The sequence below is a fragment of the Arthrobacter sp. Soil761 genome (genome assembly GCF_001428325.1).
Taxonomy (GTDB): Bacteria; Actinomycetota; Actinomycetes; order Actinomycetales; family Micrococcaceae; genus Arthrobacter.
This window is the reverse complement of record NZ_LMSF01000001.1, coordinates 310333-327706: the sequence shown is the minus strand read 5'-3', so window position 1 is coordinate 327706 and position 17374 is coordinate 310333. Positions and strand designations below refer to the sequence as shown.

Sequence of the window (17374 nt, the reverse complement as noted above, 5' to 3'; positions counted from 1 at the left end):
AGCAAACGCACAGCCTGGGCTGGAATACTGCACGGGTTGCCCGGCGCCGCCCTGCAAGCTGGTGGAAGCCCCGGAACCGGCAGCAGCTGCCGCTTGCAACGCAAAGCCCAGGCCCAAAGAAGCGAAGGTCCCATCATGAGCACCCCTGTCCCCGCCCGCGACGCACTGCAGCCCGGCCCGGCCACCGCGCCCAGCGCTCTGATGCCCCGCCTGGTGGCCGAGGCCTTCGGCAGCCTCTTCCTGGCCGTGGCCGGGCTGGGCGTGCCGCTGTTCAGCATTCCGCAGTCCAGCCCGGTGCCGTCGGCCCTTGCCGCCGGCCTGGCCATCACGGCGGCAATGCTCGCCTTCGGACACATCTCCGGCGGCCATTTCAATCCCGCCGTTACCCTGGGTCACCTCCTGGCGGGACGGATCCGTGCCGGCGCCGCCGCCGCATACGCCGCCGCCCAGGTGGTGGGAGCCCTGGTGGGCGCCCTTGCCCTGTTCGGCATCCTCCGCACCCTTCCCAGCATCCCTGACAGCCGTACTGCCTTCGACACCGTGACCGCGGGCTTCGGCGAGCATTCCATGATTCAGGCCCCGCTCGCCGCCGTCGTGCTCCTGGAACTGCTGGGGGCCGCGATCATCGTGGCTGTCTTCCTTGCCGCCGGCCGCTCCGGCGGCAGCCGCAGCGCGGCGCCGGTTGCCGTCGGCCTGTCCTTTGCGGCCCTGCTGCAGGTGGGCCAGTCGGTGGGGAACCTGCCGTACAACCCCGCCCGCGCCGTCGCCTCCGCCGTCTTCAGTTCCGGCTGGGCCGTGGAGCAGCTGTGGGTCTTCCTGGTCGCGCCGCTGGCCGGCGCTGCCATCGCGGGGCTGGCGTTCCGCATTACCGGAGTGGCTGAGTCCGCTGCATCCGTTGAGGACGGCGCGGACCTCCATGACGACGAGGGCGCCGCCGAGGCCGACGACGACGCCGGGGAGGCCGACGACGACGCCATGGAAAGTGCCGGCACGGACAGGGCTGTGCCCGCAGCGGCCGCCCGGCAGGACGCAGGCGGCGTCAACGAGGCGCAGGAGTTTTTCGAAGGAAAACGGTCCTGACCGCCGCTGGCCGCGGCGTTTTCCTTGAGTGTCAGTGGTTGCCGATAGCTTAGGGATATGCGGTTACTTCACACCTCGGACTGGCATCTTGGCCGTTCCTTCCACGGCGTCGGCATGCTGGACGCCCAGCGCGCCTTCGTTGACCAGCTGGTGGCAGCGGTCCAGCGGGACAGCGTGGACGTTGTCCTGATCGCCGGCGACGTCTATGACCGGGCGCTGCCGGGCGTGGACGTGGTCCACCTGCTTGATGACGCATTGGTCCGCCTGACTGCCACGGGTGCAAAAGTGGTGCTTACCAGCGGGAACCACGACTCCGCAATCCGCCTGGGTTTTGCCTCCCGCCTGCTGGAACGCGGGGGAGTGCACCTGCGCACCAGGGTGGAGGACCTCGCCCACCCGCTCCTGCTGCCGCTGGGCGCGGATGCTGCCGGAAAGGACGCCGTCCTCGCGCTGTACGGCATCCCATGGCTTGAGCCCAGGCTTGTCGCCGAACAGCTGGGGGCTGAAACGCCAAGCCATTTCGAGGTAACCCGGGCGGCCACCGGCCTGATCCGGGAGGACATCGCCCGGCGTGCGGCTACCGCCACCGTCCACTCCGTAATCCTGGCCCACACATTCGCCAGCGGCGGCATCAGTTCGGACAGCGAACGGGACCTCAGCATCGGCGGAGTGGGCGCGGTGCCGCTGGACCTCTTCGACGGCTTTAGCTACACCGCCCTGGGCCACCTGCACGGGCGTCAACAGCTGTCCGGCTCCGTCAGGTATTCCGGGTCGCCGCTGGCCTATTCCTTCTCCGAGGCCGCCCACCGGAAGGGTGCCTGGCTGGTGGACATCGGTCCGGCGGGAGTCACATCCGTGGCAGAGGTCCTGTGGGAGGCCCCGCGGTCCCTCGCCGTACTGCGCGGAACCCTGGAAGATCTCCTGGCGGACCCGGGCCACGCCTGGGCTGAGACCGCCTACTGCCAGATCACCCTGACGGATGCCCAGCGTCCCGCCCGTGCCATGGAACGGCTCCGCGCCAGGTTCCCGGACACCCTGGTCCTGTCCTTCGATCCGCAGGGCGGGGCTGCCGCCCCCCAGGCCAGCTACAGCAGCAGGCTCGCGGGCGCACCGGATGACCTCGCCCTGTGCTGCGGTTTCCTGGAGCATGTGCGGGGACGGGCTGCAGACCCGGCGGAGAAGAACGCGCTCGCCGCCGCGCTGGAAAACGTCAGGCTGCTGGAGGCGTCACGGTGAGGATCCACCATCTGCGCATCTCCGGGTTCGGCCCTTTCGCCGGAACCGAGGACATCGACTTTGACCGCCTCAGCGCCCATGGCCTGTTCCTGCTGAACGGGCCCACCGGTGCCGGCAAGACCAGCGTGCTGGATGCCATCTGCTTTGCCCTGTACGGATCTGTCCCCGGTGCCCGGCAGGACGGCAAGCGGCTGCGCAGCGACCACGCGGAACCTGGTCAGGAACCTTCCGTGACCTGCGAGTTCTCCTCGCAGGGCCGCCGCTTCGAAGTGACCCGCTCGCCGGCGTGGGACAAGCCCAGCGCGCGGGGCAAGAATGGCTTCACGGTCCAGCAGGCAAAGACGCTGCTCCGCGAACGGATCGATGGTGCGTGGGTGGAAAAGTCCGCCCGCAACGACGAAGCAGGCGCGGAGATCATGGCGCTGCTGGGCATGGACCGTGAGCAGTTCACCCGGGTGGTCATGCTGCCGCAGGGTGATTTCGCTGCCTTCCTCCGCTCCAAGGCCGCCGACCGCCTGGACCTGCTGCAAAAGCTCTTCGGCACCCAGCGCTTCGAGGCCCTGGAACAGGAACTCTCGCGTCAGGCTGCCGCCGCCCGGGAGGACGTCGCCGCCCTGTCCGGCCAACTCGGCCTCCTTGCCTCGCGTGCCGAAACCGAGGCCGCTCCGCTCCAGCTTCCTGATGCCGGAGCTCCGCCGACGGACGACGTCCCCGGCCGCCTTGACTGGCTGCAGGCTTCCGTTGCCGGCCGGCTGGCGGAACTCACGGAGCACGCCGCAGCCGCGGCGGCGCTCAGCCAGGACCGCCGAAGTGAGGTGGACAGCGAAGCCGCGCGGCATGAGCGGCACCGGAAACTCCAGGCGGCCACCGCCCGGCGGAAGTCCGTGGAGGACGGGGCCGCGCATCGCGATGAGCTCTCCTCCCGTCTGGCCCGGCACCGCCAGGCCGAGGTCCTCCAGGGGCAGCTGCAGGCCGTGGACGCTGCGGCAGCCAAGGTCCACAACGCGGAAGCCGCTGCAGAATCTGCCCTGACGTTGCTGCGGATGGCTGCCACGGACGACGGCGAACTGGCCCGGCTGGGCCTGGAAACCTTTGGCTCCAAAACACTGGGCTCCAAATCACCGGGCTCCGAAACACTGGGCTCCAAAACATTGGGTTCGGAACCACCCGCCGCCGGAGGCACCGTCCCCGGGGCAGCGGACGAACTGGGCCGGCTGCGTTCGCTGCTGGCCGTCGTCGAGGCCCGGCTGCCGGACGAGGACAGGCTCCAGGACCTGCGGAAGCGGCACCGGAGCCTGGCTGGCCGGCAGGAAGAGCTCCGGCTCACCGTGGAGACGCTGGGGAATCGCGCAGCCCATTTGCAGGACGATCGGGCGGTACTGGCCGACGGTATGGACCAGCTGGAAGCGCGCTCCATCGAGGCGGCACTCCGCCGCAAGGAAGCCGCTGCGGCCGCGGAACTGCTGGACATCGTCCGGCGGCACGGGCGGGCTGCCCAGCGGAGGGACCTGGCCAGGATCCGCCATGACGATTCGCGGGAGGACCTCCTGGAGGCAAAACGTCATTGGCTGGACCTGCGGGAGGTCAGGCTCGCCAACGCCGCATCCGAGCTGGCAGCCAAGCTGGTTGCCGGCGAGCCCTGTCCCGTCTGCGGAAGCGGGCAGCATCCCCGCCCCGCGGATGGCGGCACTACCGGCCCGGGTCTGGCCCAGGATGAAGAGGAAGCCCACCGCTTATACGAGGCCGCAGAGGCAGCCCATGCCCTGGTTGCCGCTGACCTTGCAGAAGCGGAGCAGGCCGTGGCAGTCCTCGCCGGCCAGGGCGGGACCACCCCTGTTGAAGAGGCACGCGCCGGTGCCGAGGCCGCCCTCGCTGCCGCCGCGGACGCAGAGAAGGCCGCAGAGGAGCTGCAGGACAGGCGGCAACGGCTGGAAGCGCTGGATGCCGGCCTGGGGCAGGCGCGTGCCGCGCTGTCCGAAACAGAGGCAGAGCTGTCCCGGACTGCCGTGTCCCTTGCCGAGGCGGCCGAACAGGCTGCAGCACTGGACAAGGCGCTCGCCGCCCTGCGCGGCCCCCACCCCAGCTTGACCCGTCGGCTGCGGGCACTCGAGGACGCCGCAGCAGTCCTGGACAAGGCCGTCGAGGCGCAGACGCGGCTGGACGCGGCGCGGCTGCAGTCCGCCGAAGCGCAGGAGCAGTTGGAACTGGCCCTGCCGGGTGCGGGTTTCGCCACGGCAGACGACGTCCGCAGCCAGCTCCTTGGCGCCGCCGAAGCGGCAGCCCTGGAAGCCGCCGGCCGTGCAGCCCAGGACGAAGCCGCGCGCGTTGCCGGATTGTTCGAATCCGAGGACATTGTGCTGGCCCTGGCAGAAGCCGCGGACGGCTTCCGGGCAGACGAGGAGCGGCTGGCAGCGCTTCGCCTGGAGGCGGCCACTGCCCAGAATGACGGGCGGGAAGCCGATCTTGCCGCCGGTCTCGCCTCGCGTTGCCTGGAATCCCTGAAAACGATCGCCGCCGACTACCAGGAGCTGGTCCGCGCATCCCGGGAACCGGCGGAGCGGGCACAGATGCTTGCCGGGCTGGCTGACGCCGCAGCCGGCCGGGGTGAGAACACGTACCGGATGAGCCTGAACAGCTACGTCCTGGCGGCGAGGCTGGAGCAGGTGGCCCTCGCCGCGTCCGAACGCCTGGTGGCCATGAGTGATGGCCGCTACCTGCTCCAGCACACCGACGCCAAGGCAGCGCGTGGCGCAAAATCAGGGCTGGGACTTGAAGTGGTGGACCAGTGGACGGGCTTCCGGCGGGACACCTCCACCCTGTCCGGGGGCGAGTCCTTCATGGCGTCGCTCTCGCTGGCACTCGGGCTGGCGGACGTCGTCCAGCAGGAAGCCGGAGGGGTGGAAATCGAGACCCTGTTCGTGGATGAGGGCTTCGGAAGCCTGGACGAACAGTCCTTGGAACAGGTCATGGATGCCATTGAGGGGCTCCGCGACGGCGGCAGGGTGGTGGGACTGGTCAGCCATGTTGCCGAGATGAAACAGCGCATCGGGACCCAGCTGCAAGTGATTAAGAGCCGGAACGGCTCCACGCTGCGGATCTCCGAGACTGCGGACGCCCTCGCCTGACCAGGCCGATATAATGGAGCGCGTTACCGGGTTGCGCGCATCGGGAGGAGGGACGATGCGCACCTATTGAACGAGCCCGGAATTGACACCACAAACTACTCCTTCAACCACCCCCGACACTCCTGCCCGCACCGCCGCAGAGCAGGAAACCTCCAGCCCGGACTCCATGGAACGGGCAGCGAGGGGGCGTTTTTCCCGGCTGCCGCAGCTCGCCGGCAGAAGCTTCATTCCCTTGGGACTTTTTGCGCGGCTTCCCCTGGCCATGCTGGCCATGGGCACGCTGACCCTGGTCACCTCGGTCACGGGTTCCTTCGCCGCCGGCGGGGCCGCGGCCGGCGCGGTGGGCCTCGGCTCCGCGCTCGGAGCTCCGGTGCTCGGAGCCCTGGCGGACAGGCGGGGACAACGGCCCGTCCTGCTCCTGTCCGCTCTGCTCAACACCGTGGCGGTGCTGGCCTTGGTCTTCATCGCCAACACCACATCCGAGGCGGGGGATTTCCCGCCCGCCGTCCTGGTGGCCGCCTTCGCCGCCGGCGCCACCTGCCCCCAGGTGGGACCCCTGGCCCGGGTCAGGTGGATGGCGCTGACAGCCAATGCCGCAGGTCCGTCGGCGCCGTCCGGTGGCGCTGCCCGTGAGCTGGACACCGCGCTCTCCTACGAGAGCACGGCCGATGAACTGACGTTTGTCCTGGGGCCGGCCCTGGTGGGAATCCTGGCCAGCCTCGTGGCGCCCTGGCTTCCCTTGGCGCTGGCAGCGGCCATGACCATCACCCTTGTCCCTGCCTTCGCGGTGCACCCTACCCATGGCGCCGTACCTGCCACCGGTCGTCCCGTCCGCAGGAAGGTCACGGGCAGGGCACAACCCGTGAAGCTGCCATGGGTCGTTGCCTTGCCGGTTCTGGCCATGGTCTGCATGGGGACCTTTTTCGGTTCCACCCAGGCCGCCCTCAGCGCCTTCTCTGCGGGGCTCGCAGGCACGGAAATTGCGGGCCTGCTGTACGCCGTGATGGGCCTAAGCTCTGCAGTGGCGGCATTCTCGGTTGCCTACTGGCCGCGGCGCGCCGGCCTGGCACTGCGCTGGGTGCTGTGCGCAGCCCTGATGGCGGGGCTGGCGGTCCTGCTGCTGGTGCCGGCATCGCTGCCCATGATGGCGGCGGTCCTGCTGGTCCTTGGACTCCCGGTGGGTCCGGTCATGGTCACGGTCTTCGCCGTGGGCGGACAGGTGGCTCCCGCCGGCCGGCTTGGCACGGTCATGACCGCCCTGGCCAGCGGTATTGTCGCCGGAACGGCCATCGGGTCCTCGATTGGGGGACAGCTGGCCCAACTCCACGGCCCGGCGGCGGCGTTCCTTGTCCCGGTCTGCGCGGCGGCAGCGCTGGCGCTGCTTGGGGCCGGGGCCGCCGTCGTGCTCCGCCGGAGGACCTGACAGGGCCTCGATGCCAGCCTGCCGCCCTCCCGCCGCTACGCCAGTTGGCTCTCGATCCTGGCGGCGCTTGCGGCGATGGCCGCCCCCACCGTTTCCGGATCATGGGCGGAACGGATGTAGACGACGGCGAGGGCGGCCGGGCGCCCGCCGGGCACCCGGACAGGGGCTGCCAGCGAGGAAACCCCGGCAATGACCTCGTCATGGCTGGCTGAGTAACCCCTCCTCCGCGCTTCCGACGCCTCCGGACGGTAGGGGATACCCGTATCCAAGCGGTCCCACTCGGCTTCGGACAGGGCCGACTGGATGGCGATACCCGGCGCGCCTGCGTTGATGGGGTGGCGCGTACCAGGGTGCTGGGCCACGGTGGCGCCCGAATGCCGCGGCTCAACCGTGACGAGCGTGATGCAGTCATGGTGGTCCCACACCGCAACGAACGCCGTCATATCCAGCGAGTTCGCCAATTGGGTGAGCTCGGGAAGGGCGGCGCTCTGCAGGTTGCGCGATACTCCCCGGGCCAGGACTGCCAGGCCGGGGCCGGGCTGGACCCGTCCGGCATCGTCACGCACCAGGAGGGAATGGTCTTCCAGGGTACGCAGGATCCGGTAGGCCACCGAACGGTGGACACCCATGGCGTCGGCCAGTTCGGCGATGGTCAGCGGGCCCGGGGCAGCTGCCAGGATCTCAAGGGCGCGGATGCCGCGCGAAAGGGTCTGGGACGGCGAAGCCTGCGGCTCCGCCGTCCGGGCTGCGGCTGCTGGAGGTGTCATGAAATCCATCCTAGGGGCGAACGCGCGGCCTGCCGTGACTCTTGTCTCATCCGGGCGCACCGGGTATTGTCCTCTATACGAACTCGCAGTTCGAATATAGAACTCAATGTCGGGCACATCCCCTTGAAAAAAATCCGCACCCCGTGTCCCGCATCACAATTCCGTAGTACCCTACTAACTAACTGACCGTTCTGTCGGTAATTCTGAAGGCGTCCGGGTGGCACTGCTGCCCAATAAACAATGGAGTTTCAATGACCACACCTTCCAAGGTGGATACCCCCGCCGGTCCCAGCAGCCGGCGGGAGGAACGCAAGGTCCTCGCCGGCACCCTCGTCGGCACCACCATCGAGTGGTACGACTTCTTCATCTTTGCCCAGCTGACCGCAACGCTGCTGTCGCCGCTGTTCCTGGCACCGCTGAACGAGTCCAACCCGGGCCTGGCGCAGATCCTCTCGTTTGCCCTCATCGGCATCAGCTTCCTGTTCCGCCCGCTCGGCGCTGTTGTCGCCGGACACCTGGGCGACCGACTGGGGCGTAAGGCGATGCTGGTCTTCACCCTGGTCATGATGGGCGCCGCGACGGCCCTGATCGGCATGCTCCCCACGTATGCGCAGATCGGTGCCTGGGCTCCCATCCTGCTGATCCTGCTGCGCGTCATCCAGGGCTTCTCGGCCGGCGGGGAATGGGGCGGCGCCGCCCTGATGGCTGTTGAGCATGCACCCATCAGCCGCCGCGGCCTGTTCGGAGCCTACCCGCAGATCGGCGTACCCGTAGGCATGATCCTGGCCACCGGCCTGCTCTACTTCCTCAACACCGGCATGTCCAAGGAAGACTTCGCGGCATGGGGCTGGCGCGTGCCGTTCCTGCTCTCCATCGTCCTGATCGTGGTGGGCTACCTGATCCGCCGCGCAGTCGCCGAGAGCCCCGTCTTCCAGGAGATGGCCCTGCGGAAGAAGGAAAGCAAGGCGCCGCTGGGCGAGCTGATCCGGAACCACAAACTGCCCGTCCTGTATTCCACCCTGATCTTCATCGGCAACAACGCCGCCGGGTACCTGCTGATCGCGTTCTTCATCTCCTACGCGACCAAGACCCTGAAGATGCCCACCCCGCAGATCCTCCTGGCCACCACCCTTGCGTCCTTTGGCTGGCTGATCTTCACCCTGGTGGGCGGCTGGCTGTCGGACCGGATCGGCCGCGTGAAGACCTTCCTCACCGGCTACGCCATCGTCTTTGCCTGGATGATCCCCATGTTCGCCCTCATCGACACCAAGAACATCCTGCTCTACGGCGTCGCCCTGTTCGTCCTGACCATCGGCCTGGGCCTGTCCTACGGTCCCATGTCGGCCATGTATGCAGAGATGTTCCCCGCCAACGTCAGGTACTCCGGCATCTCCATCGGCTACGCCTTCGGCGCCATCCTGGGCGGCGCCTTCGCGGCCACCATTGCCGAGTCACTGCTGCAGGCCACCAAGTGGACCGGTTCGATCGGCATCTACATCATGGTCCTCTGCGTCATTTCGGCCGTCGGCGTGGTGCTGGCCAAGGAAACCAAGGGCCGCCCGCTGGGCGTCAGCAACCACCACTGATCCCCATCGCCCCCGGACGACGTGGGCAGGACAGCAGGCCCGGACCGCAAGGTCCGGGCCTGCTGTGCTTCCGGGCGGCCTAGTGCGCCAGCAGCCTGACCGCGTCGTCGTCGCTCAACTGCCCAAAGTGCCGGTAATAGCTTCCAACAGCCCGGAATCTTCCCGGCAGGTGCAGGCACACCACGGCTTCGCACACCCGCTCAAGCGAGGCTTCGGCGTCGATCGATCCCACGGGAGCTGCCGCCACCACGGCAGCCGCGCCGCCCTCCCGCATGGCTTCGACGGCGGCACGCATCGTAGCGCCCGTGGCCAGGCCGTCATCCACCAGGAGGACGGTCCTGTCCGCCACGTCGATGCCGGTTCCCGGATACAGCTCCACCCGGCGGAGCAGTTCGTCCCGTTCGCGCCTCTCAACGTCATCCAGCCATTCCTGCTGCACGCCGTGGTCAAGGACGCGTTCCAGCAACGGCTTGTTGATCAACCGGACCGTGCGCCCTTGCGCCCAGGCCAGCGCCCCAAAGGCGGTTTCCTCGTGACCCGGAATACCCAGCTTGCGCACCAGGACGGCGCCCAGGGGCAGGCCGAGGGCAGCCGCTGCAGCCGCGGCGACAGGAATACCGCCGCGCGCCAGGCCCAGGACCACGGTGCCCGGCTGTTCCCGGAACTGTCCAAGCGCAGCGGCCAGGCGGTGGCCGGCGTCAGTGCGGTCTTCGAAACGCGTACCCATCTGTCCCTCCCGGCAACTGCGGCCTGCCTGCCCCCAGCGTACTGCTGGATGCCCTGGCGGTTTCAGCCCGGGGCCAGGCTTTCCAGCAAGACCCGGGCCCTGCCTAGACGGACAGGAACGAGATCGCGGCCTGCTTGAAGGCCCTGCTGGTGATGGCGTTGGTGTGGTTCCGGCCCGGGAGGACCAGCTGTTCGACCATGGAACCGGCGCCGCGGGCCAGCGCGGCGAGCCTGGGCAGGATCGCGGCGCGTTCGTCCTTGTCGCCCGCCACCAGCAGCATGGGAACATGGGGGACTGCCTCGGCAGGGTCGTAGGGCTCGGCCTTGATGGCCTCCACCAGGGACAGCAGCGCGAAGATGTTGTTGTTCGGCAGCAGCAATGCCATCTTCAGGAGCTGGGCGGTTGATTCGTCCTGGATCGGTGTCCCGTCCGCAAGGTAGTTCTGGGCGGCGATGAGGTCGAATGCAGCAAGGGGGTCGGAGTCGTTGGGGCCGCCGAGCACCAGCCGGTGCACCAGCTCGGGCTGGGTTGCGGCGAACTCCCAGGCGAGCCTGGATCCCAGGGAGTAGCCCACGACGTCCAGCCCGCTGGAAGGGTCGCCGTCCTGCAGGGGGTGGACGCCGGCGTCGAACGCCGCCTGGAGCAGGTCCGCCCTGATCCTGCTGGGGGAGTAGGAGTCACGGTCCTCCGGCGCGCCGCTGCGGCCGTGGCCGGGAAGGTCCACGGTGATGACCCGGCGGCCGGCCTCGAGCAGCGCCGACACCCAGCCGGTGTCCTCCCAATTGAGCTTGGAGGAGGAGGAGAAGCCGTGCAGCAGCAGGACCGGCCGCAGGCCGGCATCGTTTGCGGGCTCATGGACCGCCACATACAGCTGGGGGTCGGTGCCTTCAACGGTGTGCGCGTGCTGCTGTCCGGTGTGCCTGCCGCTCATGGTGTCAGTTCCCCAATCAGGTACGGCGCCTGGGCGGGCCCGGCGCGTCGGTGCGTCTTCCTTGGAAAGGTACGCACCACTCTACCTGTTGGCAGGCTGGTCCCTGCCGGTGAGGCGGGCCCCGGCAGCACACGCCAGCGCGATGCCGGCAACCAGGGCGAAGGTGCTGAAAAGCTGCACCCGGCTGCTCTCCGCGCTGAGGCCGACGGCGAAAATCACCCCAAGGAGGACCAGGCCCAGGATGGTCAGGCCGGGAAAGCCCTTCATCCGCAGCGGAAGCGGGATTCCGTCCCGGTCTGCCCGGCGGCGCAGGATCAACTGGGAGACCAGGGCGCTGCCCCAGACCACCAGGCATGTCGATCCCACCAGCTGGAACAGGGCGGGCAGGATCCGGTCCGGGAACAACAGCTCCAGGACGGTGGCGATGAAGCCGAAGGCCACCGACACCGCCACTGCGGCCAGGGGCACGGCGGCGCCGTTGAGGCGGGTCAGGATGCGCGGCGCTTCACCGCGCTGCGCCAGGGAGTACACCATGCGGGACGCCCCATAGAGGTTGGCGTTCAGTGCCGAGAGAAGTGCCACGACGGCCACCAAGGTGATTGCGGTGGACGCACCGGGGATCCGGGCCGCATCCAGCACCCCGGCGAAGGGCGAGGCCAGGCTGCTGGATGTGGCGGGGAGGACGGCGGCGATGACGAAGACGGAGCCGATGTAGAACACCAGGATGCGCCACACCACGGTCCGGATTGCCTTGCCCACGCTGCGTTCCGGGTCCTCGGTTTCGGCCGCGGCCACCGAGACGATTTCCGTTCCGCCGAATGCGAAGATCACCACGAACAGGGCCGCCGCAACGCCGCCCAGACCCTGGGGAGCAAAGTTGCCGGTAAGGTTTCCGGCTCCCGGGGAGTCGACGCCGGGCAGCAGCCCCAGGAGCAAAGCGGCCCCCACTGCAAGGAACAGCACGATGACGGCCACCTTGAGGATGGCGAACCAGAACTCGAACTCACCGAAGTTCCGGACACCGGCCAGGTTGATGCCGGTAAACACCACCATGAACAGCAGCGCCAGCGCCCAGACCGGGATCATGGGCCAGACGGAGAACAGCAGCCCGGCGGCGCCCAGTGCCTCGGCTGCGATCACCACCACCAGCTGCAGCCACCACAGCCATCCGATGGTGGCCCCGGCCGTACGCCCGATGGCCCGCCCGGCGTAAACGGAAAAGGCGCCGCTGTTCGGGTTGGCGGCCGCCATTTCGCCCAAGGCCCACATCACCAGGATGATCAGCGTGCCGGCCACTAGGTAGGAGATGAGGACTGCCGGTCCGGCGGCCTGGACACCGGCACCCGATCCCAGGAACAAGCCTGCGCCGATGGCACTGCCCAGCCCCATCATGGTGAGCTGGCGCGGCTTCATGCTGTGGCTTGCCGGCGTCTTGGGCGGGGCTGCGGCGGACATGGTCCGGCCAGACTTCATCGTCATTGGGATGGTGCACCTTCTGGGGCTGGTTCGACAGTCCGGTCCGGATGGTCCGGGGGTCCTTGTGGGACCTTTTGAATTTACCGGCTTCGGGGAGCCGCCCAAAAACGGCAGGAAGAACCGCCAGGGGAGAAGGGCGGGCGCGCCCTGGACCCTGGACCGTTCCGGCGTCCCCAGGCGGCAGCAGAAACATTTCCCATTCCTGCGCCGCTGGTCGTAGAATTAGTTTTGGTCAAGTTGACCATAACTCTGAAGAACCGCCGCATCCGGCGATGGGCACGACGAGAGGCGGTGGAACGTGTACTACAGCTCGGCAAACGTGTCTGAGCGGCAGGCCGCGCCGCCCTCGCTGGCCATTTCCACGGTGATCTTCGCCCTGCGGCCCAGTGAAACGTCGGGCCGTCCCACGCTGTGGCTGCCCCTGGTGCGGCGCATCCGTGAGCCCTTCAAGGGGCTGTGGGCACTGCCGGGCGGCCCCCTCAGCCATGAGGAGTCGCTCCAGGACGCCGCGGCCAGGAACCTGCGGGAAACCACAGGCCTGGCGCCCCGCTACCTTGAGCAGCTGTACGCCTTCGGCGGCCTGCACCGCTCACCCACGCAGCGCGTGGTCTCCATCGTGTACTGGGCCCTGGTCCAGCCCACGGAGGCTGCGCTCGCCGACGAATCCGAGAACGTGCGGTGGTTCCGCGCGGACCGCCTGGGCGGGCTGGCCTTCGACCACAACGCGATCGTTGACTACGCCCTCGGGCGACTGCGCAACAAGCTGGCCTACGGCTCAGTGGCGTACCACCTGCTGGGCGAGTACTTCACCCTGGCCCAGGTCCGCGAAGTCTACGAAGCTGTCCTGGACCGCGAACTGGATCCCGCCAACTTCCGCCGGCAACTCAAATCCACCCCGGAAATCGAAGAAACCGGGGAATACCTCCAAGGCGGGAAACACCGTCCGCCACGCCTCTACCGCTACACCGGCCGGCCAGGCCTTGACCCAGACAACAGGAGCACACCATGAGCAGCGTCAACACGGCAATCCAGCTGATCACGCGCGAACAGGCCGAAAAAGGCGCAGCCGAACGCAGCACCTGCAGCCCGGCACTGGCGAGCGGACCCTGGGACTACGACCTGGCCGAGGCGCTGGCGGGTGTCCCCGCCTACGGCCCGGGTGCATCCAGCGCCGACCCCGCCCCCGCCACCACCCCGCGCCAGGGCCAGCTCCCCGAGGAATACAAGCGGGCCAGCGACGCCGAACTCGGCGAACGGATCAAAGCCGCCAAAGCCGAACTGGGCGAACGCGCCGTCATCCTGGGCCACTTCTACCAGCGCGACGAGGTGATCCAGTACGCCGACTTCGTGGGTGACTCCTTCCAGCTCGCCAACGCGGCACTCACCAGGCCGGAGGCCGAGGCGATCGTCTTCTGCGGGGTCCATTTCATGGCCGAAACCGCGGACATTCTCTCCACCCCGGAGCAGGCGGTCATCCTGCCCAACCTCGCCGCCGGCTGCTCCATGGCCGACATGGCGGACGCGGACTCCGTGGAGGAATGCTGGGAGCAGCTGGCGGAGATCTTCGGCACCGAGCCCGACGCCGACGGCCGGGTTCCGGTCATCCCCGTCACCTACATGAATTCCTCCGCAGCCCTGAAGGCTTTCTGCGGCGAGCACGGCGGCATCGTCTGCACCTCCTCCAACGCCAGGACCGTCCTGGAGTGGGCGTTCCAGCGCGGACAGCGGGTGCTGTTCTTCCCCGACCAGCACCTCGGCCGCAACACCGCCAAGGCCCTGGGCGTACCGCTTGGGCAGATGCCCATGTGGAACCCGCGCAAGGACCTCGGCGGCAACGACGAACAGGCGCTGCTCGACTCCCGGGTGATCCTCTGGCACGGGTTCTGCTCCGTGCACAAGCGCTTCAACGTAGCCCAGATCGAGAAGGCCCGCGCCGATTTCCCCGGCGTGCAGGTGATCGTGCACCCCGAATGCCCCATGGAAGTGGTGGACGCCGCCGATTCCGCCGGCTCCACCGACTTCATCAAGAAAGCCATCGCCGCAGCCACCGAGCCCACCACGTTCGCCATCGGCACCGAAATCAACATGGTGAACCGGCTCGCCGCCGAATACCCGCAGCACACCATCTTCTGCCTGGACCCGGTGATCTGCCCCTGCTCCACGATGTACCGCATCCACCCCGGTTACCTTGCCTGGGTGCTGGAGGAACTGGTGGCCGGCCGCATCGTCAACCGCATCACGGTGGCTGACGATGTACAGGCCAACGCCAGGACGGCGCTCGAGCGCATGCTCGCTGCGAGGCCCTGATGCGCCGCGGGCCCGACGCGCCCGCCCGCCGGCTCGCCGTCGTCGGAAGCGGCATCGCGGGACTTTACGCCGCCCTGCTTGCCGCAGATGCCGGCGCCGACGTGGTGCTGGTGACCAAAGGCGCACTGGAGCACAGCAACACCTGGTACGCGCAGGGCGGCATCTCCGCCGTGCTCGCCGAACCTGCGCCGGGGGACACCGTTGCCGCGCACATCGCGGACACGCTCCGGGCAGGGGCGGGGCACTGCAACGAGGACGCCGTCCGGCTGATGTGCACGCAGGCACGGCAGGACATCGCCGGCCTCCAGCGCTACGGGGTGGCGTTTGACGCGGGGCCAGCTGGAGCGGGCCACGGTGACGCAAGGCACGACGGCGGCCCGGCCCTTGGGCTCGAGGCAGCACACAGTGCCCCGCGCATCCTGCACGCAGGAGGGGACGCCACGGGCGCGCGCGTCGCCGGTGCACTGATCCAGGCGGTCCTGTCCCTGCGGGACGCGGGTAAGCTGACGCTCCTCACGGAAGCCCACGTCACAGCCCTCACCACCCGCGACGGGAATGTGAGCGGGGTCGAATACCACCAGGACGGCCGCAACCTCAGCCTGGACGTGGACGCCGTCCTGCTCGCCACCGGAGGAGCCGGCCAGTTGTTCGCCCAAACCACCAACCCCGCCGTGGCCACCGCCGACGGCCTGGCGCTCGCCGTCCGCGCCGGCGCAGCCACGGCAGACCTCGAATTCTTCCAGTTCCACCCCACCTGCCTGGTCAGCTCCGCCACCGCCCACCCCGGACGCCTGGACGGACCCCTGCTGATCTCCGAAGCCGTCCGCGGCGAAGGCGCCGTCCTGCTCGACTCCAACGGCCGGCGCTTCATGAAGGCCTACCACCCAGACGCCGAACTGGCACCCCGCGATGTCGTCTCACGCAGCATCGCCCTCCACCTCGCTAAACTCGGTGACCCCAACGGCCACGTCTACCTCGACGCCCGCGCCATCGAACAGGCCAGGGGCAACGGGTTCCTCCAACAGCGGTTCCCCACCCTCACCCGCAAGACCCTGGACGCCGGTATCGACTGGACCCGCGAACTGGTCCCCGTCGCACCTGCCGCCCACTACTGGATGGGCGGCGTAACCACCGACCTCCACGCCCGCACCACCGTCCCCGGGCTCTACGCAGCCGGTGAAGTTGCGTGCACCGGCGTCCAAGGGGCAAACCGGCTGGCCAGCAACTCCCTCCTCGAAGGACTCGTCTTTGGCCGCCGCGCTGTCGAAGACTTCCTCTGTGGTGACGCGCTTCCTTGGGTGTCGCCTGACGGCGCTCCTCCGCTCGCTGTCTCGGCCGCTGCCGGCCTCCCCTTGACGCTCGCTTCCGGAGCACCCTCAGTCGACGTTTGTCGGGTCCCCTTGGGTGCTGCCGCAGAAGGCGCGGCGGACCGGCCAGATGGTCCGCTCGGGAGCCTGCCGTCCAACTTCGGCGGGGGCGGGGAGGCCGGGGAGGCGTTTTCGCGGGGCGCCCTTCGCCGCCTCATGACCTCGCATGCCGGGGTTTTGCGGTCCGGGGAATTGTTGGCTGAGGCTGCTTCCACTCTTGACCGGTGGGCCGCCGTCGTCCGTCCCCATGCTGACTCGCCCTCTGCCGGCCCTGCCGTGCTTGAGGACCGGAACCTGCTGCTGGCCGCCCAGCTGCTCGTCGACGGCGCCCTTGGCCGCCGCGAATCCCTCGGGGCGCACTACCGCAGTGATGATCCCGCAGACCCTGAAACCACTTACCCTCCGCGCCCGAAAGCGAGCCTGCTCCATGACTGAACCCGCCGTGATCGACCAGGCGGCCACCCTGCGCCCCGCACTGGACCTCACCCTTCCCGCGGCACCGGTCAGGGAGATCCTGGAACGGGCCTTCGCCGAGGATGCACCCTCCGGCGACATCACCTCGCAACTGCTCATTCCCGCCTCGGCCCGCGCCACGGCCGTCCTCAATGCCCGGGTGGCCGGGGTCCTCAGCGGCGCAACAGTGTTCCGCGACGCGATGCAGCTGGTGGATCCCGCCACCCAGGTGGAGCTGCTCGTGGCGGACGGGGAAGCGTTCGACGCCGGCACGCACCTTGCGAGGGTCACCGGCAGCGCCCGTTCGGTGCTGATGGCAGAACGCGTGGCGCTCAACCTGGTCCAGCGGATGTCCGCCATCGCCACCAAGACCGCCGCGTTCGTCCGGCTCGCCGAGGGGACCCGGGCGCGCATCACCGACACGCGCAAGACCACGCCGGGCCTGCGCGTGCTGGAACGGTTCGCCGTACGGTGCGGCGGCGGCGCAAACCACCGGTACAGCCTGTCCGACGCGGTGCTGGCCAAGGACAACCACCTGGCCGTGATGACCGGGGGAGACCCGGCAAAGCTCACCGGGCTCCTGCTGGCCGCCAAAGCCCAGCTGGGGCACACCACCCACTTTGAAGTGGAAGTGGACAGCATGGAGCAGATCGAGCCCGTGCTGGCCGCCGGCGTGGACACCATCATGCTGGACAACTTCACGGTTGAGGAGCTGAAGGCCGGCGTGGCCCTCGTGGCCGGTCGCGCCCGCGTGGAAGCAAGCGGCAACGTCAACCCCGGCACCGTCGCGGCGATTGCCGCCACAGGGGTGGACGTCATCTCCGTGGGGGCACTGACGCACACCGTGGCCGCACTGGACCTGGGCCTCGACGTCGAACTGACCGCCCGGTGAGCAC

The 17374-nt window shown here is 68.8% G+C and carries 13 protein-coding genes; 9 read left to right on the top strand and 4 right to left on the bottom strand.

The genetic code is table 11. The features are described from left to right. Positions 1 to 135: 135 nt before the first annotated feature. From ASG79_RS01520 to ASG79_RS01505, 4 genes are all read left to right on the top strand, one after another. Positions 136 to 1080: an aquaporin gene (locus ASG79_RS01520; RefSeq protein WP_056387961.1), complete on the top strand. Its 945-nt coding sequence runs from the start codon at positions 136 to 138 to the stop codon at positions 1078 to 1080. Between the two features lie 57 nt (positions 1081 to 1137). Continuing rightward, positions 1138 to 2316 carry an exonuclease SbcCD subunit D gene (locus ASG79_RS01515; protein WP_056387959.1) on the top strand — a complete coding sequence of 393 codons (1179 nt, stop codon included), beginning with the start codon at positions 1138 to 1140 and terminating at the stop codon, positions 2314 to 2316. Beyond that, entirely contained in the window at positions 2313 to 5441 is a 3129-nt protein-coding gene (locus ASG79_RS01510) for an AAA family ATPase (protein ID WP_056387957.1), read from the top strand. Before ASG79_RS01515 ends, ASG79_RS01510 begins: the two co-directional genes overlap by 4 nt. Positions 5442 to 5607: 166 nt before the next feature. Further along, positions 5608 to 6864, top strand: a complete 1257-nt coding sequence (locus ASG79_RS01505) for an MFS transporter (RefSeq protein ID WP_056387955.1) — start codon at positions 5608 to 5610, stop codon at positions 6862 to 6864. A gap of 35 nt (positions 6865 to 6899) precedes the next feature. On the opposite strand, the gene ASG79_RS01500 is transcribed toward ASG79_RS01505, so the two are convergent. Then, positions 6900 to 7631: an IclR family transcriptional regulator gene (locus ASG79_RS01500; RefSeq protein ID WP_056387952.1), complete on the bottom strand. Its 732-nt coding sequence runs from the start codon at positions 7629 to 7631 to the stop codon at positions 6900 to 6902. Between the two features lie 251 nt (positions 7632 to 7882). Here ASG79_RS01500 and ASG79_RS01495 point away from each other — a divergent pair, with 251 nt between their 5' ends. Then, positions 7883 to 9217 carry an MFS transporter gene (locus ASG79_RS01495; protein ID WP_018768365.1) on the top strand — a complete coding sequence of 445 codons (1335 nt, stop codon included), beginning with the start codon at positions 7883 to 7885 and terminating at the stop codon, positions 9215 to 9217. 79 nt (positions 9218 to 9296) lie between these two features. Here ASG79_RS01495 and ASG79_RS01490 read toward each other — a convergent pair whose 3' ends face one another. From ASG79_RS01490 to ASG79_RS01480, 3 genes are all read right to left on the bottom strand, one after another. After that, entirely contained in the window at positions 9297 to 9944 is a 648-nt protein-coding gene (locus ASG79_RS01490; RefSeq protein ID WP_056387950.1) for a phosphoribosyltransferase, read from the bottom strand. Positions 9945 to 10047: 103 nt separating this feature from the next. Then, the gene (locus tag ASG79_RS01485; RefSeq protein ID WP_056387948.1) at positions 10048 to 10875 is read right to left on the bottom strand and encodes an alpha/beta fold hydrolase; all 828 of its coding nucleotides are present in this window, start codon (positions 10873 to 10875) and stop codon (positions 10048 to 10050) included. 81 nt (positions 10876 to 10956) lie between these two features. Then, the gene (locus ASG79_RS01480; RefSeq protein ID WP_377204823.1) at positions 10957 to 12348 is read right to left on the bottom strand and encodes an amino acid permease; all 1392 of its coding nucleotides are present in this window, start codon (positions 12346 to 12348) and stop codon (positions 10957 to 10959) included. A gap of 301 nt (positions 12349 to 12649) precedes the next feature. Here ASG79_RS01480 and ASG79_RS01475 point away from each other — a divergent pair, with 301 nt between their 5' ends. The 4 genes from ASG79_RS01475 to nadC are packed head-to-tail and all read left to right on the top strand — an operon-like array spanning position 12650 to position 17370. After that, a complete protein-coding gene (locus ASG79_RS01475) occupies positions 12650 to 13360 on the top strand; it encodes an NUDIX hydrolase (protein ID WP_018768360.1) in 711 nt (236 codons plus the stop codon). Then, on the top strand, positions 13357 to 14658 hold the full coding sequence (gene nadA, locus ASG79_RS01470) for a quinolinate synthase NadA (RefSeq protein ID WP_056387944.1): 1302 nt from the start codon (positions 13357 to 13359) through the stop codon (positions 14656 to 14658). Before ASG79_RS01475 ends, nadA begins: the two co-directional genes overlap by 4 nt. Further along, entirely contained in the window at positions 14658 to 16460 is a 1803-nt protein-coding gene (locus tag ASG79_RS01465) for an L-aspartate oxidase (protein ID WP_056387942.1), read from the top strand. The genes nadA and ASG79_RS01465 overlap by 1 nt, the downstream gene beginning before the upstream one ends. After that, positions 16453 to 17370, top strand: coding sequence for a carboxylating nicotinate-nucleotide diphosphorylase (nadC, locus tag ASG79_RS01460; protein ID WP_056387941.1), 918 nt, complete (start codon positions 16453 to 16455; stop codon positions 17368 to 17370). Before ASG79_RS01465 ends, nadC begins: the two co-directional genes overlap by 8 nt. Positions 17371 to 17374 lie beyond the last annotated feature (4 nt).